The organism is Nocardia miyunensis NBRC 108239 (assembly GCF_001613065.1).
GTDB classification, from domain to species: Bacteria; Actinomycetota; Actinomycetes; order Mycobacteriales; family Mycobacteriaceae; genus Nocardia; species Nocardia miyunensis.
In genome coordinates, this window is record NZ_BDBQ01000073.1 from 26,921 (window position 1) to 51,781 (window position 24,861).

Consider the following 24,861-nt stretch of genomic DNA (forward strand, 5'->3'; position numbering starts at 1 on the left):
TGCGGGTAGCCCCGCGACCCCCAAGCCCCTTGATGGAGCCGAATCCATGATCAATCTCGAACTTCCGAAGAAGCTGCGGGCCAGCGCGAATCAGGCCCACCAGGTCGCCGCGCAGATCTTCCGCCCGGCCTCGCGCAAATACGACCTCGCCGAACACGATTACCCGGTCGAGCTGGACACCATGGCCGCCATGGTGGAGGGCCTGGCCGACTCCGGCACCCAGGACATCTCCGGGGCGACCGGCGGCCGCAAATCCGAGACCAAGGCCGACGGCGAGGACAACTCGCATGCCACCGAGCTGCTCGGAAACTCCAACGGCGGCAATATGTCCGCACTGCTCAACGCCCTGGAAACCTCCTGGGGCGATGTCGGCCTGATGCTCTCGATCCCCTACCAGGGCCTCGGTAACGCCGCCATCGCCGCGGTCGCCACCGACGAGCAGCTCGAGCGGTTCGGCAAGGTGTGGGCCGCGATGGCCATCACCGAGCCGTCCTTCGGCTCGGACTCGGCCGCGGTGACCACCACCGCCACCCTCGACGGCGACGAGTGGGTTCTCAACGGCACCAAGATCTTCGTCACCGCCGGTTCGCGCGCCACCCACATCGTGGTGTGGGCCTCGGTCGACCGCAGCAAGGGCCGCGCGGCCATCAAATCGTTCGTCGTGCCGCGAGATGCCCCGGGCCTGTCCGTCGCCCGGCTCGAGCACAAGCTCGGCATCAAGGCTTCCGACACCGCCGAATTGCGGCTCGAGGACTGCCGGATCCCGAAGGACAACATCCTGGGCAGCCCGGAAGTCAACGTGGAGAAGGGTTTTGCCGGGGTCATGCAGACCTTCGACAACACCCGCCCGCTCGTTGCCGCGATGGCCGTCGGCGTCGGCCGCGCCGCACTCGAGGAGCTGCGCACCATCCTGACCGAGGCCGGTGTAGAGATCTCCTACGACACTCCGGCGATGAACCAGCATGCCGCCGCCGCGGAATTCCTTCGGCTGGAAGCGGATTGGGAGGCCGCGTACCTGCTGTCGCTGCGCGCGGGCTGGATGGCCGACAACAAGAAACCCAACTCGCTCGAGGCCTCCATGTCCAAGGCCAAGGCGGGGCGCATGGGTACCGATGTCACCCTCAAGGCAGTCGAACTGGCCGGCACCCTGGGCTATTCGCAGCGCACCCTGCTGGAGAAGTGGAGCCGCGACTCCAAGATTCTCGACATCTTCGAAGGCACCCAGCAGATCCAGCAGCTCATCGTCGCCCGGCGCGTGCTCGAACTCAGCAGCACAGAGCTGAAATAGTCTGTTGCACAAGACTAACCGGTGCGGGCGACTACGTAGCCCGCACCGGTTTCTCATTCCGGCGAACTTCGACCGGATCGTGATCCGGGCCAGGCCGTTGTGATTCGGCAACACCCGGACGCTCCCAGCCGCCCCAACCGCTGGTGTTCCCTTACAGGACAACATGATTACCGGCGACGGTCGATGCTTCCCGGCCGGATTCGGTCACCGCAGCGGTAGCCGAGAGTCAGTCCTGTGACCGTATCGGCACGGAATCACCGGTCGGGCTGTCCACTCCGATCTCCTCGGTGGCTGGGAAGTCGGTGGACTCCGATGCCGACGCTGACTTGCGCTGCGCGATCGCGACGCCGAGCAGGCACAGGATTCCGCCGAGAAGGGCGAGGGCCGGCGGGAACTCACCGAGTACGGGCCATGCCATCAGTACGGTGAGGGACGGGACGATGTAGGTCGTCGCGGCCAGGCGGCCCACCGGCATGTGCGACAGGGCGTAGGACCAGGTCCAGAAGGCCAGCGCGGTCGGCAGAAGGCCCAGATACACGACTGCCGCGAGGTTTTCCGCCGACGCGTGGCCCACGTCGGTCACCAGCTGACCGCTGAAGGGCAGACAGGCGATCGCGCCGATGGCGCTGGCGTATGCGGTGACCTGTAGGGGCGAGGCATGCGCGAGAGCGGGTTTCTGGAGGATGGCGCCGAGAGCGTGACCCGCGGCGGCGGCCAGGCACAACAGCGCGCCGGTTATCGCGGTGCTTCCGCCGCCGCTGGCGACCCCGGCGAGTATCGCGCCGACGAAGGCCACCGCGATACCGATGAGCAGAGGGCGCGGAAACCCTTCGCGGAGAAACAGACCCGCGAGCAACGCGACGAACAGCGGGCCCGTGCCGACCAGCAGGGCGGCAATTCCGGCATCCGTATGCTGCTCACCCCAATTCAGCGCGACCATGTAGAGCCCGAACCAGAACACGCCCATGCCCACGATCCCCGGCCACGCGGCACGTGGCGGCAGTCCCTCCCGTCTGGCCGCCACCACGGCGAGCAGCACGATGGCTCCGATCAGCAAGCGCCCCAAGGCCATCGAGCCGGGGCGGAAGCTCTCGCCGGCGTGGCGGATCGCCACGAACGCCGAGGCCCACAGCACCATGGTGATCAGCGATGCGGCCGTCGCCCGGACAGCGGTCGTCTTATCGCGCGTCATTCGTTACCTCCCGCAGCTTTCGACGGAGAATTTTTCCTGTGGCGTTGCGTGGCAGAGCGTCGACGAATTCGACATCTTCGGGGACCTTGTACCAAGTCAGCGATCCCTCGGCGGCCGAACGGATCGCCTCGGCCAGTTCATCTTTCGAGTCCACGTCGGGCTCGGCGACGACGTAGGCACGCAGGCTCGTCACACCGCTGTCCCGCCGCACGGCGCATACCGCGGCCTCCCGGACACCGGCGACACCGGTGATCAGATCCTCCACCTCCGTAGGATGCACATTGGCTCCGGCGACGATCTCGATATCGTCCACCCGGCCGAGCAGCCGCACCACGCCGTCGTCCACCCGCGCCGCGTCACCGGTCGTGAACCACTCGTCGGGACCCAGCCGAAGCGGCGGCGCACTGCCCCGTCGCACGCCCGGACCGATTGTCGGACCGCAGATCTGGAGCTTGCCGACCGAACCGTCCGGCACCGGCTGCCCGGCGTCGTCGATCACCCGCAGGCCGTACGGCGGCAGGATGCGGCCGAGGCTGTGCGGATGGCTGTCCTGCGGACCGTCCGCCAGCACCGCGTGCCCGATTTCGCTTGTGCCGCAGATGTTCACCAGCCGGGTCCCGAGCAGTTCGCGCAGCCGGTCCTCGATGGGACGGGGCAGCATCTCACCGGCGACGAGCGCCAGACGCAGTCGGCTCAGGCGAGCGGCGTCGGGGTGGGCCAGCATCCGGGCGTAGAAACTCGGCTGAGCGTAGAACACACCGACCCGATGACGTTGCAGCACCGACAGTGCGCTGGCCTCGTCCGCCCGCTGCGGCGTGAGCACCACCGCCGCACCGCGCTGCAACGGCAGAAGCACCGAATTGCCCAGGCCGTAAGAGAAATACATCCGCGACACCGAGTAGCAGACCTCGCCCTCCTGCAGTGACAGCACACTGCCGATCGCCTGATCGAAGTGCAGCGCATCGCCGTGGACGTGGAAGCACAGGCGGGGCGCTCCCGTTGTGCCGGAGGTGAATACCGCGAAGGCCGGGGCATCGGCCGAGACCGCCTCGGGAACGTTGTCCAGATCCGCCGGGCCGCCGTGTTCGGTCAACTCCGGCACCGTCACCGTGCGGCCGTAGAAGGCATTCCGCAGGAAGGGATCGACGACGACCAGCGCCGCTTCGGCTATGTGCTCGGCCGAGCGCAGTTCCTCGGCGTGGAAGAAGGTGTTCACGGGCACGGCCACCGCACCGATGCGCAGGGCGGCGAGAAACGTCGTCACGAAGTCGATTCCGTCCGGCAATGCCAGCAGCACCCGGTCCCCGTGCCGAATGTCCTGCTCGCGCAGGCCCTCCGCGATCCGGCGCGCCCTGTTGTAGACCTCGCCGTAGGTATAGTGTTGCGTGCCTTCGATATACGCGGTCCGTTTCAGCCAGCCGTTACGCGCCGCGAGGTACTCCAACCACACGGCCAGGTTGCCGACGTCCACGCCGGCCGCGGGCACGGCTGCGGATATCTGCGTCGAGGCGGTCATCTGCACACCCCCTCGATCTCCACGAGCAGATCGGCCCGGCACACGTCGACGTTGAAGTACGCGATCTCGGAGTGCGCGGGGAACACCAGGGTGCAGATGTCGCGTACGACCGGAACATGTTCCCGATCGCGCACGTAGACCTTGATCTGGTCGAGGTCCCGGACGCCGTACCCGCCGCCCTTCACTCCGTATCGGCTCAGGTTGTCGCTGCCGACGAGCACATCGATATTGCGCAGGGTCTCCACGGTCTGCCATGCGACGTCGTCCACGTGCGCGGTGTCCTCGCCCAGGATGCTCGCCGTACCCGAGACGAACAGGCTTCCCGCGCCCTGCCCCTCGAGGAAGGTCGCCCGTGCGAAACTCGGAGACTTCGGCCCGTACCGGGACGGATACTCGTAGGCCGGCGTCTGCCGCGGATTCTCCAGGTGCACAGTGCGACCCGGCTTCGTGGCGAAGAAGCACAGATCGACGCCGGGGCTCAGGGTGCCGATTCCGGTGGCGGCCGGCAACTGCGGAAATCGTTCGTTCCAGGCGGCGAACGCCTCGGACCTGCCGACACAGAAGTCGCGGTAGATCTCGACCCCGTCCGCGTTCGGGCTGGTGATTCCGCCGATGAGGTTCCACATGCGGACCAGCTCGGTGTAACCGCGCTCCCAGGTGAATCGCAGGGCGTTCTCGTACATTTCGCGCACCCGATCGCGGTAGACGGGTTGCGGCTCGAGACGTGCCGCGTAGAACAGATGCTCACCGTCCTCGGCGAAGACGGCCGAACCGTCCTGGCCGACTCGAACCGGCAGTTCGGTGCGCCAAATCTCTTCGGCCGGAACATCATTCCCGCTGGCCATATGGGTGGTCAGGCGCGGGGCGCCGCCGACCAGAGCGGGCGCGGCGGGCGCGGCGGCGAACTTGATCCGCCCGAGGATATTGCCCCGCGCTGCTCGGGCCGGTTCGAGCGGTTCATCGCAGCGGACCAGGTCGGACCACAGGCCCTGCACACGGTCGCCAGATCGTTGGTGACTCATGGAAAACTCCCGATACTCATGACATGAAAAGATTCTGTAATGGTCAGAGCGGAAAGCCATGACCTATCGCCTGCCATTGATGTTTCAACAGCAGGTCGTTCCGGATACGATCCGACCGGTATTCGGCCGTCGGGCGATCAGTCGTTCAAGATTTCATCGTCCGCATTCTGGTCAATTCCGGCGACGCGCGACGACGCGTCGCCGACGCACCGACGTGGCGAGCACATCGAGCAGAGCGACAGTTTCGGGAAATCCGATACACGCGTCGGTGATGCTCTTTCCGTATTCGATCGGTGCGGATTGCTTTCCCTCCAGCAGGAAGGATTCGATCATGACGCCGACGATGCCGCTCTGCCCGCTCGCGATCTGTTCGCCGATATCGGTCACGACGGCCGGCTGGCGTCGATGGTCTTTACCACTGTTGCCGTGCGAGGCGTCGATGACGACTCGTTCGGGCAGCGCGGATTCGCCCAGGGCATGCAGCGCCGCCTGCACCGAGTGCGCAGTGTAGTTCGGCCCGGAGGAGCCGCCGCGCAGTACGAGATGCGCGTACGGGTTGCCCTGGCTGCGGTGCACGACGGGGATGCCGTTGACGCCGATACCGGGAAATATGTGCGATTGAGCGGCCGCCTGCATGGCGTTGATCGCCGCCTCGACATCGCCGTCGACGGTGTTCTTGCAGCCGACCGGCATCGGCAGCCACGAGGCGAGCTGCCGGTGCGGCTGACTGGTGACGGTCCGAGCCCCGATCGCGGCGTAACTGAAGACGTCCGCGAGATAGGAGGCGACCAGCGGATCGACGAACTCCCCGGCGAGGGGCAGCCCGGTCGCGGCCGCGTCGATCAGGAATTGCCGGCCGATCCGCAACCCTTCGGAGAGGTCGCCGCTGCCGTCGAGACCGGGATCGTGCACGAGCCCCTTCCACCCGACGATCGACCGGGGTTTCTCCAGATAAGCCCGCAGGACGACGATCAGGTCGTCGGTGAAGGACTGTGCCGCCGCGGCCAGTCCGCGGGCATAGTCGAGCGCGGCGACGGGGTCGTGGATGGAGCACGGGCCGACGATGACGACGATCCGGTCGTCGGCCTTGTTCAGGACGTCGCGCAGCGCGGCGCGATGCAAGCGGATCTCGGCCGCCCGCGCGGGTACGAGCGGGATATCGGCGGCCACCGCACCCGAAGTGGGCAGGAATGTGAGCACAACGGGTGAATCCCGGGCCGTTCCGATGGAAGGTTCACCAATGCGACTTTCGGCGAACATGAGGACTCCCTAGATGAAATTATGATTTTGCAGGACGATCGATCAACGAGCTGATGACATTCGGCGATAAATGGCTTCGAGCAATATGCGGGCAGGGCAGGCCTCGCCGACCACCCGGATTCGCCGACAACCGGAGAAAATGGCACGACAAAATCGCGTACCCACCCTGCGACTGTACAGCCGCATTCAGAGGAGCGAGCCGCGCACGGGCGGATCGTCACCGAGGCCGTAGAACAGTAGAGCTATCCGATACTCCGGAATCAACAGCATTGAATCCTCCAAGTGTGCCGCTAGCACCGGCGCCACATATGACGGCTTGGCAGGTCTTCAGGGATGTTACGCCAGTCAGCGTAACATGCCATCATTCGGTGTAACAGAACAAAATTCAACGTGCCATTATCTAGCGGCATGACGCGTCAATTCTCCTGCGCCGGAGAGGGATTGCCGCTCCTGGGGTTCGTCGACCGATCTGCCGACGCCGCGAACGAAGTCCCCACGGGAGCATCCCCGATCAACCATACAATCCGAAATACCGTGTGCCACAAGAAAAAACCGGCGCGAGTCCAGTTCTCGACCCACGCCGGTTCGCTGCGCCCGAGATCATGCGATCGACTCGGACCGTCATGCCTATTCGATCGGAGCGGTGCTCCTGCGCCGGTAACACCGCACCTTCACTGAACACTCGAACCCTCTGGACGCCAACAGTTTTCGCTCTCAGCAACCGTAGAGTTCACCGATGCCCTCGGTGGGAGTCTGCTCCCTCAGGCAGCCGAAGGGCAGTATGCCGGCGTCGCTGATGCGGACCGCTGACTCGGTGGACTTGTCCTCGCAGACCAGTCCGCTGGAATCCATGCGACAGGTGTAATCGCCTGCGGCGATGCGTGATCCGTACGGGAGCTTGTTGCCGTAGCCGCGCACGAACGGTCCCGGATCACCGTGCATGGACCCCACCGACGCCTTCGTACCGGTGAAGTCGATCCAGTTGGCCACGTACTCGCCCTCGCCACTGCGGGACGGTTGGGCGGGCGGGTTCCGCAGATCCACCAGACAGGACAGGCCCGGCATGCCCTCCTCGGAATCGGTGGTGCACTTGATCTTTCCGGTGGGACTGGTGAACGCGACATCACCGCCCTTCAGCGGTGTGGCCGTGCCGTCCTGGGTCGTCGCGGTGGCGTACTGCGCCGCCTCGGCCGCGCGACCGCCCCGCACCCAGGCATCGACCGCGGCGAAGGACGCCCCGCGCCCCGGCGCACCACCGGACGACGCTGTGGTCGAGGCCGCCGCGGAGGAGGTGGCCGCCTGGCTCGGCGGAACGGTGTGCGCGTGCTGATCGGTGGGCGTCGAACAGCCCGCCACCAGAAGTACGAGCGCTGTCAATGCCGCGATACGCATGAGCCCACCCTAGAGGCACAGCGCAGTCCCAGCGAAAGCGCCGCGCGGCACGGCGAACCTGTCGTACCCACCTGCCATGCTGAAGCGAGTGAGGGGCGGCAGATCGAAAGGGGGGCTGACACATGCGAGTTCGGGCACGTCCCGCGAAGCCGATCCTGCGACAGGATCGCGCCGACCGAACAGTTCCGACCCCGTGTCGATTCCGGGGACGTTCGTTCGACGGGTAGGTGAAGGGGCCGAAAAACGGCCGCACAACCGAAAGGACGCAAGCATGCGAAAGATCGTGGCGTTCGAACATCTCACCCTGGACGGCTTCGCTTCGTCGAGGCAGGGAACGGGGTTCGAATGGACCCACCGCGCCTACAGCGAGGAGCTCGCGGAGTACACAACCCACATCCAGGCCGATTTCGACACCGCCGTCTACGGACGCGAGACCTACCTCGGGATGTACGGCTACTGGGCGAATCAGCCCACCGAGGAGAGCTCCGCGCACGAGCGCGCACACGCGCAATGGGTGAACGCCCTCGACAAGATCGTCTGCTCGACCACGCTGGCGTCGGCCGAATGGAACAACACGCGCCTGATCACCGGGAATCTCGCCGAAGAGTTCGCGCGGCTCAAAGCCCAACCGGGCGATACGATTGCGATCTACGCCAGCCCGAAGCTGGTGCACTCGTTCCTGGATCTGGGCCTGATCGATGAGTTCCGGATCGTCGTGCACCCGGTGGTCATCGGTTCCGGCACCCCGTTGTTCCCGGAGAAGACGACGCTCGACCTCCGGTTGACTGAATCGAAGTCGTTCGACTCCGGTGCGGTGTACGTCCGCTACCAGGTCGCCTGAGCAAAGGACATCCGATGCGACATCTACTGCTGATCCGCCTCGATCCGGCGGCCCAACCGGTCCAGGGCCCGGATCCTTCGCTGGCCGAGGATATGGACAAGCTACTCGAGGAGATGACCAAGGCGGGCGTCCTGCTGGACACCGCCGGGCTGTGGCCGCTCGACGAAGCGGTGCGGATCCGGCTCTCGAACGGCGAGCTGACCGTTCTGGACGGCCCGTTCACCGAATCCAAGGAGATCATCGGCGGCTACTGCCTGCTACAGACCCGCTCCCGGGACGAGGCGGTGGAATGGGCATCCCGATTCCTGCGTGTGCACGGACCCGAGTGGACGATGGAGATCGAGGTCAGACAGTTGGACCAGTCGTGAGCCCGCACCGACGATGAGTACCGAGCCCTCGACCGCCCGACGGGCGGTCGAGGCCGCCTGGCGGATCGAATGGCCGCAGTTGGTGGCCGGATTGACCCGCGTCGTCGGCGATATCGACACCGCCGAGGAATTCGCCCAGGACGCGCACGTGGCAGCGCTGGAACAGTGGCCGCGCGAGGGCGTGCCCGCGAATCCGGGCGGCTGGCTCATGGCCGTGGCGAAACGCCGTGCGGTGGACCGGTTCCGGCGCGATGCGACCTTCGCCCGCAAACTGGCGCTGCTCGGACGGGACCTCCTCGACGAGCAGAGGTCGGGATTTCCCGGCGCCGACGCGACGATCGGCGCCGGGATATCCGACGACATGCTGCGCATGATCTTCACGACCTGCCATCCCGCACTCCCCCGCCAGGCTCGCGTGGCATTGACCCTGCGGATGGTCGGCGGCTTGACGACCGAGGAGATCGCTCGCGCCTACGTGGTGACCAAATCGACTGCGGCACAACGGATCGTACGCGCGAAACGCGCCATCAAAACACTTCGCATCCCATACGAGGTGCCGGAGGACAGCGAACTGGCGTCGCGAGTGGACGCCGTGCTCGAGGTGATCTATCTGATCTTCAACGAGGGATACGCCGCCACCTCCGGCGAGGGCTGGATGCGCGGCGAACTCTGCGACGACGCCCTGCGCCTGGCGCGCATCCTGACCGCGCTGCTGCCGTCCGAACCGGAAGTGCACGGCCTCGCCGCACTGCTCGAATTGCAGGCATCGCGGCTCGATGCGCGCAGCGACGTCGCCCGGCGCCTGGTGCCGCTGTCCGATCAGGACCGCTCGCGCTGGGACCACCTGCTGATCCGCCGCGGTTTCGCCGCACTCGCACGAGCACACATAACCGCCCGGGAACGCGCCGTGCCGCCCGGCTCCTACGCACTGCAAGCCGCGATCGCAGCCGCGCACGCCTCGGCCCGCACTACCGAGGACACCGATTGGCAGCGCATCGCGGGGCTGTACGCGCTTCTGGCCCAACGCCTTCCGTCACCGGTCGTGGAACTCAACCGCGCCGTGGCCATCACCATGGTGCACGGCCCCGCGGCCGGACTCGAACTCGTCGAGGCGGTCGAACAAACCGGCATGCTCGACGATTACCACCTGCTGCACGCGGTGCGGGGCGACCTGCTCGCCCGGCTCGACCGTCGCGACGAGGCGGCCCGCGAATTCCTCCGCGCGGCCGAACTCACCGCCAATACCGCCGAACAAGCGCATCTGCGGGCACGCGCCGACGACTGCGTGACAGACACGCCGCGCAACTGAGCTCCGATTTCACCCCCGACACAGTTGGCCGAATTTCTGCATCCCAGCCCGCATCCGGCTGCTACCGTCCACACCACTCGGTCGGTAGACGTGCGGGCTCGCACGGTAGGCGCGTGGAGGTGGTCGCAGGTGACGTCGGTTCTGGAACAGTTGCAGCGCAAGGTGATTCACGCGGTCGAGACGATTCGCGGCGTCAACGTTCTGCGGGAGCGCGGCATCATCGATCCCGGCAATCTGCAGGAGACGCTGCGGACCGCCAGGGAGGGCGCGGTCCTCGGATCGCAGGCGACCGCGGTGCGTCACGCGGCGCGGCTGTGGCCCGACCGCACGGCGGTGGTGGACGAGCGCGGTTCGCTGACCTACCGCCAGCTCGACCAGCAATCCACCGCCCTGGCCCGCGGCCTGCAGGGGATGGGCATCACGCCGGGCACGGTGATCGCCATCCTGGCCCGCGACCACCACGGCCTGCTGCTGGCGATGGCCGCGGCGGGCAAGGCCGGTGCGCGGGTCGCGCTGATGAACACCGGCTTCGCCAAACCGCAGTTCGCGCAGGTGTGCGAGCGGGAGAAGGTCAAGGCCGTGCTGCACGACAGCGAGTTCGTCGGCCTGCTCGACGCCCTCCCGCCGGAGCTGCCGCGGGTACTCACCTGGGTGGACGACGGTCACGAAATCCCTTCCGGCGCAACCACGATCGAGCAACTCATCGCGGCGAACCCGACCGACGAACTGCCGCTTCCGGAGAAGGTCGGCGGCTTCGTCATCCTCACCAGCGGCACCACCGGCCTGCCCAAGGGCGCACCGCGCGGCAAGATCTCGCCGATGGCGACGGTCCAGGTGGTCGACCGGATCCCGTTCCCCCGCCAGGGCACCATGATGATCGTCTCGCCGATCTTCCACAGCACCGGCCAGGCCACCTGGCTGGTCGCGGTCGCACTGGGCAACACCGTCGTCACCACGCGCCGGTTCGACGCCGAGGACACGTTGCGCAAGATCGCCGAACATCGGGTGGAGATGCTGGTGGCGGTGCCGACGATGTTGCACCGCATGGTCGAACTGGATCCCCGGATCCGCCAGAAGTACGACCTGACCTCGCTGAAGTCGATCGTGCTCGCGGGCTCGGCCCTCTCGCCCGAACTGACCGTGCGGGCCACCGAAGCATTCGGTCACGTGCTGCACAACCTCTACGGCTCCACCGAATGCGCCGTCGCGACCGTGGCGCAGCCGCAGGACCTGGCCATCGCGCCCGGCACCGCGGGCCGCGCGCCGGTGACCTGCGAGGTGGTGCTTTTCGACGACGACGGCCACCGCATCCACGGCACACACGTCACCGGACGCATCTTCATCCGCTCCGGCGCTCCCTTCGAGGGCTATACCGATGGACGGCACAAGCAGATCATCGACGGATATATGTCCTCCGGCGACGTCGGACATTTCGACGAACACGGCCTGCTGTTCGTGGACGGCCGCGACGACGACATGATCGTCTCGGGCGGCGAGAACGTCTTCCCGCAGGAAGTGGAGAATCTGCTGCTGGAGCGTCCCGACGTCTTCGACGCCGCGGTGGTCGGCGTGGACGACGCGGAATTCGGTAAGCGGTTGCGCGCCTTCGTGGTCGCCGAGCCGGGCGCCACACCCGACGCCGAGGAGATCAAGGCCTATGTGAAGGGCACGCTCGCGCGCTACAAGGTGCCGCGCGATGTGATCTTCCTCGAGGAACTCCCCCGCAACACAACCGGCAAGCTTCTGCGTCGTGAACTGATCGAGTATCGGATCACAGAGTAGGTTCGGCCACACCGGTTAGGGGTACCGTCGGTTACAGAGACGCTAACCACATATGAGCAGGTCTGCTTGCTAGTGTTAGCACGCACTGGATCTCGATGTTGCGGTCAGCCCGGCGCAGGTCAGGCGGGATCGCGGAAGGTTGTACCTATGTCAGCTGTCCTTCCGTCGGCAAGCGCCACCCTCCGCAAGGTGGGGGATTTGGTCCTGGGGGCCAATACGATGCGCAGGCGTGGGCTGTTCGATCCGCTGCGGCCCGACCATGCCGTGCGCTCGGTCGTCGCGATCGGCAAGTACGGCCCGTTCGCGGGCGTGGTCGCGCATTCCGCGCAGACCCGGCCGAACTCCCCGGCCATCGTCGACGAGCGCGGTGAGCTGACCTTCGGCGAACTCGACCGGCAGTCGAACGCGCTGGCACGCGCGCTGGGTGCGCAGGGCATCGGCGAGGGCGACGTGATCGCGGTGCTGGCCCGCGACCATCGCGGCCTGGTGCTGACGCTGCTGGCCACCGGCAAGCTCGGCGTGCGCGCGGTGCTGATGAACACCGGATTCGCCAAGCCGCAATTCGCCGACGTCGCCCTCCGCGAGAAGGTCAAGGCGGTACTGCACGACAGCGAGTTCGTCGACCTGATGAGCGCGATCCCGGATTCGGTTCCGCGCATCCTGACCTGGGCCGACGAGAAGGACGGCGTCGATCCGTCGGTGCCGACGCTCGATTCGCTGATGGCCGGCCAATCCGCCGATCCGATGAAACTTCCCGCGAAGCCGGGCGGCATGGTGATCCTGACCAGCGGAACCACCGGCACCCCGAAGGGCGCGCCGCGAGACAAGGTGAGCCCCTTCATCTCCGCGCAGCTGGTCGACCGGATTCCGGTGCCGCGCGACGGCACGATCCTGATGGCCGCGCCGATCTTCCACGCCACCGGACTGTCGCAGTTCACCATCGGCCTGGCGCTGGGCAACCGAATCGTGTTCCAGCAGAGGCGATTCGATCCCGAGGCGACGCTGGCCAACATCGAGAAGTACCGGGCCGAGGAACTGGTCGTGGTGCCGACGATGTTGCAGCGCATGCTCGATCTGCCCGCCGAGGTCCTGAGCAAGTACGACATGTCCTCGCTGAACGTCATCTTCGCGGCCGGTTCGGCGATCCCGCCGGACGTGGTGACCCGCAGCCTGGACTACTTCGGCGACTCCCTCTACAACGTGTACGGCTCCACCGAATGCGCCGTGATCACCGTGGCTACCCCGCCGGAATTGCGCACCGCGCCGAACACCGCGGGCAAGCCGCCGGTCGGCATCCGGGTCGCGCTGTACGACGACCAGCGCAAACGGATCACCGAGCCGAATGTGACGGGCACGATCTTCATCGAGAACGCGCACTCGTTCAAGGCGTACACCGACGGCCGCACCAAGGAGACCGTGGACGGCATGATGTCCAGCGGTGACGTCGGCCACTTCGACGAGAACGGTCTGCTGTTCATCGACGGCCGCGACGACGACATGATCGTCTCCGGTGGTGAGAACGTCTTCCCGCAGGAGGTCGAGCATCTGCTCGCCGACCGGGCCGACATACTGGAGGCCGCCGTCGTCGGCGTGGACGACCGCGAATTCGGAAAACGCTTGCGCGCCTTCGTCGTTCCCGCCCCAGACTCCAAACGCGACGTGCAGGAGATCAAGGATTACGTGAAGGCGAACCTGGCCCGGTACAAGGTGCCGCGCGAGGTGATCTTCCTGGAAGAGCTCCCGCGCAACGCCACCGGCAAACTGCTGCGCAAGCCGCTGGTGGAAATGAACGTCACCGCGGAGTAGCGCCCCCTCACCGATGGCCCGGCGTTACCGTCTCGGTATCATCCTCGGGTGATTCTCGACCCCGGCCGGTCCCCGGCCCGCGATTCGGCTGCGGCGCAACAGCGTCGCGGCGCGATCGCGCGGCTGCGCGGGGGATCGGCCGGAGCCGTATCTGGTGCGCTGGCCATCGAGGCGCACGGCTGGGCCGCCGGAGCCATGCCGCTGCGGTCGAACACGCTGCTGCTGCTCGTCGTCGCCTGCGCGGTGGTGGGCGCGCTGGTGACGACGCTTCGCCCACTGCGCACCACCCGAACCGGCCTGGTCACGGCACTGATCGGCGGGCAGCTGCTGGGCCACACGGTGATGTCCCTGGACATGTTGGACATGTCGCATCCGGGCTCGCTGTGGAGCCCGGCCATGCTGGCCGGGCACTTCGCGGCCGCATGCGCCGCCTCGGTCGTGATCCACGGCGCGGAGGCCGCCTACCGAATCCTCATCGCGGCACTGTCCCGTGCCCTGCCGGTGCTGGTGCACCCGCCCGCGACTCCTCCCCCGTCGCCGCTGCCGACCACGCACCGCGACCGCGTCATTCACCGAATCTTCGCCGCGAACCTCTGCCGACCGCGTGGTCCACCCCTCCCGGCCTGATTCCACATTCACCCGTACACCCGTGCGCACGAACACTTTTCGCGCGTTGCGCGGCTCGTTGATGATCCCCCGGCCGCCTGTCGAGGGCCTCGATCATCGTGCCGCCGGGTGAATCCTCGCACCACACAATCGGATCGAACGCACGTCACACCGGATTCGTTGGGACACACGCGCTCTCTCGCTCCCGCATGCCGACGGGAGATCCGCACATCACGAAGCGTGCGGTGGAACCGACGGAACGCCCTGCGGCGCAACTTCTGTAGCTGTGCCGACGAGCGTGCCGGTCGCGAACGTCAACGGATCGCCGTTGATGCTTCGTCCGATCGCACACGCCCCACCGGGCATGGATCGGGCACAACCCGGTTCAGCGTGATCGGCCGATTCGGCCCGACTCGGTAGCGCCGGACCCCATCCGGACGCAACCGCGTTGTCCTGCATCGACATCGACGAGCAGACAAATAGCCGCGCCGGCACTGTCCGGTACGACCGTGAGCCATCGGGACCGTCCGCATCGTGCGATCGAGATGTTTCCGACCAGGAACACCCGATCGCAATGGCGGCGGACGTCAGGTCGATCCGACCGATCGGGGCACTGCCGAGCCTCGTCGATCCGGCGACTCCCATCCGGGACTCCGCCGCGTGGTGCACGGTGAGCGTGCCTGCCGGAACGCCCACCACACCGAAGACGTCCGCATATGAGGGGCCGACGTCCTCGCACATCGAGGATTCACCCGGACGGCCGCGCATCCACGGGTGGCAACCGACCAGGAGCAAACGCCGTGAGCACCACAAATCCCCCAATCCCCGACGCCACCGCCGAACCGCCCACTGAATCAACCACCGCCGCGAGCGACGATTCCCAGGTCACACGACCGAGCGCACAGGCAGATGCAGCGCTCGCCGATGATCATGCATCGCTGTCGAAGAGCACACCGCATGCCGATCAGGCGAACGGCCCGCACACTGCGCCGATCGGCACCTCGCCCGAGGGGCACCCTGGCGAACCGCTCGAGCAGCCAACCGGGTCGATCGCGACCGCGGGCGTCGCATGCGAGACTCCGGCGGACGCCGATCTGGATGCTGCACAGGACGTCACGTCGAACACCACGGCGAGATCGGTTGAACCGTTTGCCGCGCGGGCGAATTCGCGCAACGCACTGGTAGCGCTGGCGATGCGGTTGCACTTCTATGCCGGGGTGTTCGTCGGGCCGTTCATTCTGATCGCGGCGCTGACGGGGGCGTTGTACTCGATTTCGCCGACCGTCGAGTCGATCGTGAATCGCGGTCTGCTGCATGTTGATTCGAGTGGCCCGGCGCGGCCGCTGGCGGATCAGGTGGCGGCGGCTACCGCTCAGGAGCCGAAACTTGTTCTGGCGGCGGTTGATCCGGCACAGCATGCGCGAGACACGACTCGGGTGCTGTTCAGCGATCCCTTGTTGGGTGAGTCCGAGAAACGTGCCGTGTTCGTGGATCCCGTGACCGCGAAGCCGGTCGGCGCGAGTGTGGTGTACGGCAGTACGGGGGCGTTGCCGCTGCGGACGTGGATCGATCAGTTGCATCGGAATCTCCATCTGGGACAGCCCGGTCGGCTGTACAGCGAGACGGCCGCGTCCTGGCTGTGGGTGGTCGCGCTGGCCGGGCTGGTGGTGTGGATGCGCAGGGCGGGCGCGCGATACCGAGGGCTGCGGCGGCTGACGTGGCCGGATCTCGGCCGCAAGGGACGTCTGCGCACGATGAATTGGCATGCGGCAGTGGGAGTGTGGGTGCTGGTGCCGCTGCTTTTCCTGTCCGCGACCGGCATGACCTGGTCGACGTACGCAGGCGCGCATGTCGACGCGCTCAGAGCCCGGTTGAGCTGGACGACGCCGTCGGTGAGCACCGCGCTGCCGGGATCGGGCACGAAACCGGGAACCACATCGAGCATGCCCGGCATGGACATGCCTGGGATGGATATGCCGGGCATGAGTATGCCGGGCATGGACATGTCCTCGGGCACCTCCGGCGGAATGCAGCCCCCTTCCACCGACCGAATCGCCCAGGTGGACAAGGTATTCGCGGTAGCGCGCGGCCACCACGTCGACGGACCGGTCGAAATCACCATCCCGGCAGCGGATCACACGGCATTCGTGGTGAAGGAACGCCGAATCTCCGGCGTACTCACCCAGGACGCGATCGCCGTCGACGGCGTCACCGGCGACGTCACCGACACCGTGCGCTACGCCGATTGGCCGCTGATGGCCAAGCTCGCGAACTGGGGCATCGCCCTGCACATGGGCATGATGTTCGGCCTCGCCAATCAGTTGTTGCTCCTGCTGACGATGATCGCCCTGATCACCGTCGTCGTGCGCGGCTACCTGATGTGGTGGCGCCGCCGCCCCCAGCGCACGCCCCGATTCCCCTTCGGCACGCCCCCGCGACGCGGTGTCCTACGCGAAATCCACCCGGCAATTCTCGCAGGACTACTCGTGATCGCCGCCGCCATCGGATGGTTCGCCCCCATGCTCGGCATCACTTTGCTCGGCTTCCTGATCATCGACATCGCAATCGGTGCGGTGCGACACCTGCGCACGACCACTTGACCTGATCGTCGCAGGGCGCGACCTCACGACCCGCCGGAAGCTCAGGGCGGTGGCCATCACCCACGCGATGGCCACCGCCGCTGCGGGCTTTCGCGAGCCCAGCCAGCGCACGATCGCCAACTCCGGCTGAAGCAGCCGCCGACGTCGGTCACGTTGAGGCGGGCCGTGTTCCACCTTCTGGAAGTTCAGCCCTTCGAGGTCGACGCCCAGTGCGTCGAGGCAGGCGGCGCTGATCTGGGCGAAGCACTAGTCCCAGAGTCACGCGCCGATGCGGTCGGCCAGGATTTTCCGGCCGGGGCCGGTGAGTTCACCGAGGACGCTGGGGCGGCCGGTGATGGCCAGGAGTAGGGCTTCGCCGGTGCCGGTCACCTCCGGACCGGTGCCGTGCGACCAGTCGATGTCGTTGGCGTGCAGGCGAAGTCCGCGGATTCGGTGCCATGCTCCGAGTCGTGGATTGGGGAGCGTGGCGTCCAGGACACGAGTCAATCGATCGGTCGGGATCTGCCGTGGGATACCCAGGGGGCGGCGGATGTCCTGGTGGTGGATGGTGCCGTCGACCAATGCGATCATGCCGCCGAATCCGGCGGTGAGGCCGCGCGGCACCAGATGCTCGCCGAGGAATTGCAGAAGCTGTTCGGGGCCGAGCAAGCTGAACTCTCGTACACCAACGTCGTTGGCGTACAGAAACTTTCCCTTGGCGAAGCGCCGAAGCAGACCCCAGCGCCCGAGTTCCTCGTAACTGATCATGTGCGCCACCACATCTCGGATCCGCCAGTCCTTGCAGAGGGAGGGCTGCTCCCACTGTTCGGGCGTGAGCGTGGCGAGGAATTCGGCCAGATCGGCTCGCTCGAGGCGAGCCATCTCCATATCGTTCACGCGGGATCGCCTCCCGTGGAACTGTTTTCGGCGGTCTTGGCGAACAGCTCCAGCAGCGTGCTCCAGCCGCCGCCCTGCTCGGTGATGGTCCGCGCGATGGCCTCGCCTGCGACGAGACGATCCGGGTGACGATGTTCCAGCGTCACCGTGGTGCCGTAATCATCTGCGGCGAAACGGATTTCGACTTCGCTTGCCCGCGCCGGATCCGGGTCGAACTGCCAGTGCCCGTTGATCTGCCAGGTCACCACCAGCCGATGCGGCGGCTCCCATTCCAGTACCCGGCCCCAATCACATTCGACGCCGTCCACACCCCGCTCGTACCAGCGCCCGCCGACGCTCGGCTCGAGAAATCACATCGGCCACTTCGGACCGCCCGATGTGATATCCCGAGGGCCACCAGCTGCCGAACGACTCGGTGAAGAATGCGAACGCGCGGTCGAGCGGCAGGGCGACCGTGGCCGCACCCTGCGATATCGGAACAGCGGGTGTGCTCATCAGGGACTCTCCTGTTCGGGATCGGTAACCGCAGCGTCGGCGGTCTTCTGAAAAGCGGTGAGCGCGTCGTCCCAGATCCGTTGGAAATACGCCTGAATCGCGGCGAGCCCCTCCGGATTGATCCGGTAGATGCGCCGCGTGCCCTCGGGCGTGGCCACCACCAACCCGCCGTCCCGCAACACCCGCAGATGTTGCGACACCGCTTGCCGGGTGATCGGCAGCGACTCCGCGAGCTCCCCCACCGACGACGGCCGCCGAGCCAGACGCTCGAAGATCGCCTGCCGCATCGGATCGCCCAGAATCGCCAGATCCACATCTCTGAAAGCGGACACGTACGTAAGTGTACGCTTTCAGAGCATGGTGGCAAGTGGTTCCTTACTCCGGAATACGCTGCTCGAGGCGGCTGCCGCGACCCATCGTGACCGACATGATGTCGCTGGGCGCGTCCAGTTCGATGCGGTGCCAACGGCCGCGCGGGACGATGACGGCGGTTCCGGCCGACACTACGCATTCCCTTTCGGGTTCATCCGGCCGTCCCGCACGGAAGCAGAGGCGGATGCCGCCGGTCAGACAGGCGACGATCTCCTCCGCGTGGGGACTCGAATCGCCTCACGTCCAGACGATCTCGATGCTCTCGATGTCTACTGCACCGCCGGTTCGCTGCGCCGATCAGCGGACCTGTTACACCTACATCACAGCTCCCTCGTCCGACGGCTCGAAAACCTCGGCAGATCAATGAGTTTCAACCTCACCGATCCAGCAGGACTCATGCGAGCCGGACTCGCCCTGACACTGTGGAGATTGCTCGGCGATGGGCACGGTTGACAGTTCACAACCGTCCGGCAGGCCGCTGTGCGACGGAGCGCAGTCACTCGATCGGCCTGCCGGGTATGTGACGTCGACGATGTGCTCTCAACGCCTCGTAGGAACCGGGCGTTCGATGGGTGTACGTTTCCGGAGCACCGCTGGAGTGCCCGCACAGGGCGATGATCTGTAAACCGTTGGTGAGCAAGAAAGTTGCTTCCAGATCGAGGTGTTCCAAATCGGGGACGAAGATGGCTTCGCAGTTGTGCCCCAGGGTTTCGTGCAGGAGGCGGTACATGCGAGCGTCGTCGCGGGCGGTGAACCAGATCGTGCGGTCCACGGTGTAGCCGAAGCGGCGGGCCAGCGACTTACATTGTGTCTCATGCCATTGCCAGCAGGGCGACAGATCCTTGCGGTAATAGATCAGCGCCTTGGGCGGCGGCTCGATGAACCTCACCGCGCCACCTCACGATGCGCATCCGCTGTCACCGCAACCGAATCCAAGACAGCGGCTTGCCAATACCCTTGGCCCGCAACGGCTCCTGCGGCAGTGCTCCGTAAGGAGGATTCTCGGTCGCCAGCACCGCGCGGCCCGTATCGGTGATCTCGAACCGATCCACACCCCCGATTCGCGAGACCTTCCGCACCAGGAACCGTCCGGAAAGTATCGCCAACGCACGCCGAGTCTCGTTGCGCCGCAACCCCGCCGACTCCGCAACCCGTCGCTCGGCAACCATCCCACCCCAGTTCAACACCCGCAGCACCCGAGCCTGCGCCACGTTCAGGGTTCGTTCTCGCTGATCCACACGAAGCAGATTGCTAGCGAAAGGTGCATCGCGATACGACAACGCATGAGATCTCCTAGGAAAAAGTGGAACTACCTGCGAAGATCCCGATCGCGTCCTAGAATCCGTCCCGGAGCGGGACGATATTCAGCAAAAATCGGGACGCCTGATCATGGGGGTTTACAGGAATGCCGACCAGGCAACGCACTGTCCAACCGGACACGACGTTAACTCGCCGCCGACTGGGCAAGGCCCTACGCGAGGCCCGCGAAGCATCGGGGTACAGCCTCGCACTGCTGGCCGACGGCCTTGAAGGTTTCAGTAAGTCGGCCCTCAGCCGTTTGGAACGAGGCGAGACCGAGAAGATCAAACCTATAGAGGTCGAGTACATCGCTCGGTTCTTGCAGATGCCGGAAGAGCGGAGTGCTTAGAGGTTGCTCGACTCGCGGCCGGTCGGATCGGCGTGCGCGACTCGAAGAACCCCGACGGCCCGGCACTCGTCTTCACCCCCGACGAGTGGACATCGTTCACCGCTGGCATCCGAGCCGGAGTGTTCGACTCACCCGCCTGATCACGATCGCCCCTGGGACTCCGCGACGGCCTGCACTTCGGTGAGTGTTCGCCGCGCGAGCTCACCGAACTCGTCGTCGTTGGCCGGGTCGCTCCAGCGCTCGTAGGCGATCTTCCAGGCGACCCCGCACAGTTCGGCGGCGACGCGGGCGGTCAGGTCGGGAACGCCTCGGCGCTCGAGCGCGTCGATCATTGCTGCGGTGAGGCCGAGTCCTTTGAGCGCCTCGCGTTCTCGCAGTTCGGGGTGGGCGGCGATCACGGCCTGTCTGCGGGCGGCGAACTCGCGACGTTCAGGAGGGAAAGCTTCTCTGCCGATCACGTCGAGGGCATGCGCTACCGCGTCGAGCGGGCCTGCCTCGGGCGGAGCCTCGGCGATCCCGTCGGCGACCAGTTCGGCCATCGTGCCGCCGCCGAAAAGCACCTCCCGCTTGTCGGGGAAATGCCTGAAGAAGGTGCTTTTGGTGAGCCCGGCACGCTCGGCGATCCCAATCACCGTCGTGTTGTCGTAACCCCGCTCCTCGAACAGCTCGAGGGCCGCGACGACGAGTCGCTGTGATGCGTTGGGTTGCCAGCGAGCCATGGGAACAGTATAGCGGGACTTAGTCCCGTCACCCGAGGTATAGTAATGGCACCAAGTCCCGTTACTCTTCTTTGGAGGTCCACATGAGCCGAGCCGTCATCTACGAGACGTTCGGAGGTCCCGAGGTACTGGAGCTGCGGGAGGTTCCGGAACCGCACGCCGGTCCGGGCGAGGTCCGCGTCCGCGTCACGGCCGCCGGTCTGAATCCCATGGACTGGGGTATTGCCTCGAACCCCCAGGCCGCGGCCCAGTTCGGCATCACCGTGCCGTCCGGCTTCGGGTACGACCTCGCCGGTGTGGTGGACGAGGTCGGCAGCGGCACAACCGGTTTCGCTGTGGGCGACCGTGTCTACGGCGGTGCGATGGGTCGGGCCGTCGCCGATTTCGCGGTGGTCGATACGCACGCCGGGGCGGCCGAGATGCTCTGGCATACGCCCGACGGCATCAGCGACGAGGTGGCGGCCACCCTTCCCGTAGCGGGTATGACCGCCGCCGCCGCGCTGGCGGCGATCGACCTGCGCTCCGGCGACACCCTCCTGATCGGCGGCGCGGCGGGCGGTGTGGGCGTGTTCGCCGTACAGCTCGCGAAGCTCGCCGGTGCCAGAGTGCTCGGGACGGCCTCGGAAGGCACGTTCGAGTTCCTGCGCGGATTCGGCGCCGAGCCCCTCACCTACGGCCCCGGACTGGCGGACCGGGTGCGCGCGCTGGCCCCCGAGGGCGTGAGCGCGGCCACCGACCTGTTCGGCACCGAAACCGCCGAAACCGCTCTCGCACTGTGTGTTCCGCCCGAGCGGATCGCCACCATCGCCGCGGGCCCCACCCCTCCCGGCGGCGTGCGCGCGGTCGGCGGATTCGACGCGAGCCCGGACGCGATGGCTCGTATCACCGACGCGATCCTCGCCGGAACGATCACCGTGCCGATCGCCGCGATCTTCCCGATCGAGAAGATTCGCGACGCCGTGACACAACAAGCCGACCGCCACGTCCACGGCAAGATCGTGGTCATTCTTTGATCAGCACGGAATTCCTGGTAGCTCAACTCACGCTGCCCTGTGCTTTCGCGAGCAACTCACAGTTCTGAGCCGCTGTCGGTTGCGGCGGCGGAAGGTTGCGTCCCGAGCGACGCCACCACCTCGCCGTAGCGGAGCCCTCGATCGCTCGGCCTCCGTACTGCACAGAGTTCTTGCCGCCCTGGAACGTTCAAAAGATGGTCTTGGCCAGGCCGCCGTCGACGTTGATCGTCGTTCCGGTGATGTAGGCGGCCTGGTCGGAGGCGAGGAAGGTGGCGAGGGCGCCTACCTCGGCGGGGATTCCGAAGCGGCGCATGGGGATTTCGGCGACGTCTTCGGGTTGCGGGCCTTCGGGGTACACCGCGCGCATGCGGTCGGTCAGGATTCGGCCCGGGGCAATGCAATTGACGGTGACGCCCGCAGGGCCAGGTCGGTGGCCAGGGATTTGAGGTAACCGGCCAGGCCGGGACGGATCGCGTTCGACAGCGCGATCTGCGGCATCGGCTCCTTGACTCCGCTCGCGGTGATGGCCACGATCCGCCCGGCGGGACTCTGCTCGAGGTGTGGAAATGCCGCGCGAATCAGGCGAACAGCCGGAAGGTACAGCGATTCCAGGGTGTCGCGCAGATCCTCCGGAGTCACCTGGGACGCGGTCGCCATCGACGGACCACCACTGTTCCACACCACAATGTCCAGCCCGCCCGCCCACTCCACGGCACGCCCGACGACATCCGCGGCGGTCGAGGGCTCCGAAAGATCACCGGCAACCGGCTGCCCGCCAATCGGTTCGGCCTGCTCGACCAACACATCCTCGCGCCGGGCGACCATCGTGACCCGCGCGCCTTCCCCAGCCAGCGCCCGGGCAAACCCCAACCCCAAACCGGACGACGCCCCACACACGATCGCCGACCTACCCGATAGCCCCAAATCCATTGCCCCACTGCCCTTTCGACATGTTTCCCGCACACTACCGCAGCACGAGACTCGGACCGCCCGGCTCAGCTCATACGCGCAGTTCGGGAACGCTGGCGCCGCTGCCAACCGCCACCCGCTTCGTCGTGGTCGGTGGCCAGGCTCCCCAGGTGTGCCCACTGCGCATCGATCTCGATCCGGTGCTGCCATGCCGCGCGGCCGAATTGACTGAACCAGCCGACGGCCCATTTCACCGACTGGTACGCGGTCATTCCGGGGCTGCCGATGCGACCGCCCACCGAGGAGATCTGGATGATCCGCCCATGCCCTTGTTCACGGAGGATGGGCACCGCGGCGGCCCCTCCTCGGCACGGGCCGCTGGGGATCCGAAATCCGCGTATCGCCCTGTGGGCTCGCAAGCCGGCGTTCCAGGGCGGTGAACGCCGCGATCGCCTCAGGGGCTTCGAAAGCGCGGTTGCGGCGACCGATACTCAACTGCTTCAGAATGCCTGCCGCAGTGAGGCGTTCAACCGCGGAATTGGCAGCGGGGAAGCTACGGCCGATCAGTTCGGCGGCTGTCGTGACGGTCAGAATCGGCGCACCGACGAGTTTACCCAGTAGCACGTCGACAGCCGAGTTCGCTCGCACAGGCGCCAGCCGTTCGCGCCACGAACGTTGCAGCTCAGCTGCTTTGGATTCATAGACGGTCGCGTCCTCGGCCGCGCGAGCACAGGCCGCCGCAAACCTGGCAATCCAAATGTTCATCCCCTCGACCGCCTCCGGCGAATCGGGATCACCCATGTATCGATAGTTGGTCAGGCCATCGATGTACGCATCGCTCCAGGTCGCCAGAACCAGCGAAACCGGGACGAGGACCCTCCCGACAATGCCGCGGCGGCGAAGAATCATGTGGATCAATGCCCGCCCGGTCCGGCCATTGCCGTCGATGAACGGATGGATCGTCTCGAATTGCGCATGGGCGATCGCCGCTTGCGCAACCGCCGGGAGGTCTTCGCTGTTACAGAAACCGACGAGATCCGCCATCAATTCCGGCACATCCTCCGGCGGGGGCGGCACGAACGCAGCAGCGCAGGGATTGAATGAGCTGCCCCCAATCCAGTTCTGCACTTCCCGATAGCACCCACCGTGTTCAGCCAGCCCAGTACCAGCGAGCAAACGCTGATGAACCTCGCACAGCAGCTGTTCGGTAATCGGCTCGCCCGGTCCGGCCGATTCGACGGCCACAGCCATCGCATCGATATTCGCCAGCACCTCAACCGCTGTCACATCCGAGGACTCACCTTCCAGCTCCCGGGCAGCGTCAGCGCGCAGCAGACGTCGCGCACCGATCTCGAGTCCTTCGATGCGCGACGACGCGATGGCTTCGGCACGCAACAGCAACCGTGACAGCGCCTCGGTCTCCACCAGCGCCCGTGCTTCGGAGTCCAGTCGAGTGATCGCGATCTCGGCCTCGGTCACGTCGGCAGCAACGTCACCGGACAGCGTGATCTCGCGGTTCATCAGCCTGTCGGGCAGGTATACCTGATACATGCCGGAACCTCGATCCCTGCGCGATATGCCGCCACCGTCCAGATTGCCAACCCAACGATGTCGAACAAGCTTGGACATGTCACCTCCTTATTAAAGGTTACGCCATAACCTTTAATAAGAAGAGCGGTAATTAAACTTTCCGACAGGGCACGGCCGCTCGGTGACAGCGCGGGCTTCGCCGCCCCACGCGCGCGAGGCGGCTGGGTCGTCGCCCAGCTCTCCGGGCCGAAGACCCCGTAGTGAATATCGGTCGGCCGGGACGTCGTGATCCAGTAGGGCGTCGCGCGGGCTGAGCA

General features: G+C 66.3%; 26 protein-coding genes and 2 pseudogenes. 12 read left to right on the forward strand and 16 right to left on the reverse strand.

Annotation, left to right across the window (positions count from 1 at the left end; all coding sequences use genetic code 11):
- Positions 1–46 precede the first annotated feature (46 nt).
- A complete protein-coding gene (locus NM2_RS30070) occupies positions 47–1,288 on the forward strand; it encodes an acyl-CoA dehydrogenase family protein (protein WP_067675713.1) in 1,242 nt (413 codons plus the stop codon).
- A 226-nt stretch (positions 1,289–1,514) separates the two neighbouring features.
- Here NM2_RS30070 and NM2_RS30075 read toward each other — a convergent pair whose 3' ends face one another.
- The 5 genes from NM2_RS30075 to NM2_RS30095 form a co-directional block, all read right to left on the reverse strand.
- A complete protein-coding gene (locus NM2_RS30075; protein WP_067675716.1) occupies positions 1,515–2,480 on the reverse strand; it encodes a DMT family transporter in 966 nt (321 codons plus the stop codon).
- Positions 2,467–3,996: a class I adenylate-forming enzyme family protein gene (locus NM2_RS30080; RefSeq protein WP_067675718.1), complete on the reverse strand. Its 1,530-nt coding sequence runs from the start codon at positions 3,994–3,996 to the stop codon at positions 2,467–2,469. The genes NM2_RS30075 and NM2_RS30080 overlap by 14 nt, the downstream gene beginning before the upstream one ends.
- Positions 3,993–5,018: an FkbO/Hyg5 family chorismatase gene (locus NM2_RS30085; protein WP_067675720.1), complete on the reverse strand. Its 1,026-nt coding sequence runs from the start codon at positions 5,016–5,018 to the stop codon at positions 3,993–3,995. The genes NM2_RS30080 and NM2_RS30085 overlap by 4 nt, the downstream gene beginning before the upstream one ends.
- A 171-nt stretch (positions 5,019–5,189) precedes the next feature.
- Positions 5,190–6,218 carry a 3-deoxy-7-phosphoheptulonate synthase gene (locus tag NM2_RS30090; protein WP_218026018.1) on the reverse strand — a complete coding sequence of 343 codons (1,029 nt, stop codon included), beginning with the start codon at positions 6,216–6,218 and terminating at the stop codon, positions 5,190–5,192.
- A gap of 774 nt (positions 6,219–6,992) precedes the next feature.
- Entirely contained in the window at positions 6,993–7,670 is a 678-nt protein-coding gene (locus NM2_RS30095; RefSeq protein WP_067675723.1) for a hypothetical protein, read from the reverse strand.
- 271 nt (positions 7,671–7,941) lie between these two features.
- Between NM2_RS30095 and NM2_RS30100 the strand changes: the two genes are divergently transcribed.
- The 7 genes from NM2_RS30100 (at position 7,942) to NM2_RS30135 (ending at position 16,982) form a co-directional block, all read left to right on the forward strand.
- Complete coding sequence (locus NM2_RS30100) at positions 7,942–8,511, forward strand: dihydrofolate reductase family protein (protein ID WP_067675726.1); 570 nt, start codon at positions 7,942–7,944, stop codon at positions 8,509–8,511.
- Positions 8,512–8,525: 14 nt separating this feature from the next.
- Positions 8,526–8,879, forward strand: a complete 354-nt coding sequence (locus NM2_RS30105) for a YciI family protein (RefSeq protein ID WP_067675728.1) — start codon at positions 8,526–8,528, stop codon at positions 8,877–8,879.
- A gap of 13 nt (positions 8,880–8,892) precedes the next feature.
- Positions 8,893–10,188 (forward strand): RNA polymerase sigma factor, encoded by a 1,296-nt coding sequence (locus tag NM2_RS30110; protein ID WP_067675732.1) that lies wholly within the window; start codon positions 8,893–8,895, stop codon positions 10,186–10,188.
- A 129-nt stretch (positions 10,189–10,317) separates the two neighbouring features.
- Complete coding sequence (locus NM2_RS30115) at positions 10,318–11,970, forward strand: acyl-CoA synthetase (RefSeq protein WP_067675735.1); 1,653 nt, start codon at positions 10,318–10,320, stop codon at positions 11,968–11,970.
- A 147-nt stretch (positions 11,971–12,117) separates the two neighbouring features.
- Positions 12,118–13,776: an acyl-CoA synthetase gene (locus NM2_RS30120; protein ID WP_067675739.1), complete on the forward strand. Its 1,659-nt coding sequence runs from the start codon at positions 12,118–12,120 to the stop codon at positions 13,774–13,776.
- A gap of 48 nt (positions 13,777–13,824) precedes the next feature.
- On the forward strand, positions 13,825–14,403 hold the full coding sequence (locus NM2_RS30125) for a hypothetical protein (RefSeq protein ID WP_067675743.1): 579 nt from the start codon (positions 13,825–13,827) through the stop codon (positions 14,401–14,403).
- 779 nt (positions 14,404–15,182) lie between these two features.
- Positions 15,183–16,982 carry a PepSY domain-containing protein gene (locus NM2_RS30135; protein ID WP_305781661.1) on the forward strand — a complete coding sequence of 600 codons (1,800 nt, stop codon included), beginning with the start codon at positions 15,183–15,185 and terminating at the stop codon, positions 16,980–16,982.
- A 258-nt stretch (positions 16,983–17,240) separates the two neighbouring features.
- Here NM2_RS30135 and NM2_RS30140 read toward each other — a convergent pair whose 3' ends face one another.
- The 5 genes from NM2_RS30140 to NM2_RS52660 are packed head-to-tail and all read right to left on the reverse strand — an operon-like array spanning position 17,241 to position 18,857.
- On the reverse strand, positions 17,241–17,849 hold the full coding sequence (locus tag NM2_RS30140) for a maleylpyruvate isomerase family mycothiol-dependent enzyme (protein ID WP_067675874.1): 609 nt from the start codon (positions 17,847–17,849) through the stop codon (positions 17,241–17,243).
- A gap of 5 nt (positions 17,850–17,854) precedes the next feature.
- A complete protein-coding gene (locus NM2_RS51005) occupies positions 17,855–18,166 on the reverse strand; it encodes an SRPBCC domain-containing protein (protein ID WP_218026019.1) in 312 nt (103 codons plus the stop codon).
- Positions 18,147–18,353 carry an SRPBCC family protein gene (locus tag NM2_RS51010; protein WP_218026020.1) on the reverse strand — a complete coding sequence of 69 codons (207 nt, stop codon included), beginning with the start codon at positions 18,351–18,353 and terminating at the stop codon, positions 18,147–18,149. Before NM2_RS51010 ends, NM2_RS51005 begins: the two co-directional genes overlap by 20 nt.
- Positions 18,353–18,685: an ArsR/SmtB family transcription factor gene (locus NM2_RS30150; RefSeq protein ID WP_084531705.1), complete on the reverse strand. Its 333-nt coding sequence runs from the start codon at positions 18,683–18,685 to the stop codon at positions 18,353–18,355. The genes NM2_RS51010 and NM2_RS30150 overlap by 1 nt, the downstream gene beginning before the upstream one ends.
- A gap of 43 nt (positions 18,686–18,728) precedes the next feature.
- Positions 18,729–18,857 carry a hypothetical protein gene (locus NM2_RS52660; protein ID WP_281182544.1) on the reverse strand — a complete coding sequence of 43 codons (129 nt, stop codon included), beginning with the start codon at positions 18,855–18,857 and terminating at the stop codon, positions 18,729–18,731.
- Positions 18,858–18,944: 87 nt separating this feature from the next.
- On the opposite strand from NM2_RS52660, the gene NM2_RS51960 reads away from it, so the two are divergent.
- Positions 18,945–19,178 carry a helix-turn-helix domain-containing protein gene (locus NM2_RS51960; RefSeq protein ID WP_084531714.1) on the forward strand — a complete coding sequence of 78 codons (234 nt, stop codon included), beginning with the start codon at positions 18,945–18,947 and terminating at the stop codon, positions 19,176–19,178.
- A 43-nt stretch (positions 19,179–19,221) separates the two neighbouring features.
- Here the strand turns inward: NM2_RS51960 and NM2_RS30155 are convergent, their stop codons facing one another.
- Together NM2_RS30155 and NM2_RS30160 are read right to left on the reverse strand one after the other, a co-directional pair.
- The gene (locus tag NM2_RS30155; RefSeq protein WP_067675749.1) at positions 19,222–19,614 is read right to left on the reverse strand and encodes a hypothetical protein; all 393 of its coding nucleotides are present in this window, start codon (positions 19,612–19,614) and stop codon (positions 19,222–19,224) included.
- Positions 19,615–19,642: 28 nt separating this feature from the next.
- Positions 19,643–19,963, reverse strand: a complete 321-nt coding sequence (locus NM2_RS30160; protein WP_067675752.1) for a hypothetical protein — start codon at positions 19,961–19,963, stop codon at positions 19,643–19,645.
- Positions 19,964–20,130: 167 nt separating this feature from the next.
- On the opposite strand from NM2_RS30160, the gene NM2_RS53090 reads away from it, so the two are divergent.
- A complete protein-coding gene (locus NM2_RS53090; RefSeq protein ID WP_067675754.1) occupies positions 20,131–20,373 on the forward strand; it encodes a helix-turn-helix domain-containing protein in 243 nt (80 codons plus the stop codon).
- Positions 20,358–20,513: pseudogene (locus tag NM2_RS30170) on the forward strand (DUF397 domain-containing protein); the annotation flags it as partial. The gene NM2_RS53090 and the pseudogene NM2_RS30170, both read left to right, overlap by 16 nt.
- Here the strand turns inward: NM2_RS30170 and NM2_RS30175 are convergent.
- The gene (locus tag NM2_RS30175; protein ID WP_067675758.1) at positions 20,514–21,092 is read right to left on the reverse strand and encodes a TetR/AcrR family transcriptional regulator; all 579 of its coding nucleotides are present in this window, start codon (positions 21,090–21,092) and stop codon (positions 20,514–20,516) included.
- 83 nt (positions 21,093–21,175) lie between these two features.
- On the opposite strand from NM2_RS30175, the gene NM2_RS30180 reads away from it, so the two are divergent.
- On the forward strand, positions 21,176–22,105 hold the full coding sequence (locus NM2_RS30180) for an NADP-dependent oxidoreductase (RefSeq protein ID WP_067675761.1): 930 nt from the start codon (positions 21,176–21,178) through the stop codon (positions 22,103–22,105).
- A gap of 187 nt (positions 22,106–22,292) precedes the next feature.
- Here the strand turns inward: NM2_RS30180 and NM2_RS50360 are convergent.
- From NM2_RS50360 to NM2_RS30195, 3 genes and pseudogenes are all read right to left on the reverse strand, one after another.
- Positions 22,293–23,035 (reverse strand): annotated as a pseudogene (locus tag NM2_RS50360) (SDR family oxidoreductase).
- Positions 23,036–23,100: 65 nt separating this feature from the next.
- A complete protein-coding gene (locus NM2_RS51015) occupies positions 23,101–23,364 on the reverse strand; it encodes an SDR family NAD(P)-dependent oxidoreductase (RefSeq protein WP_067675764.1) in 264 nt (87 codons plus the stop codon).
- Positions 23,348–24,643: a Fic family protein gene (locus NM2_RS30195; protein ID WP_067675768.1), complete on the reverse strand. Its 1,296-nt coding sequence runs from the start codon at positions 24,641–24,643 to the stop codon at positions 23,348–23,350. Before NM2_RS30195 ends, NM2_RS51015 begins: the two co-directional genes overlap by 17 nt.
- Between the last annotated feature and the right edge of the window lie 218 nt (positions 24,644–24,861).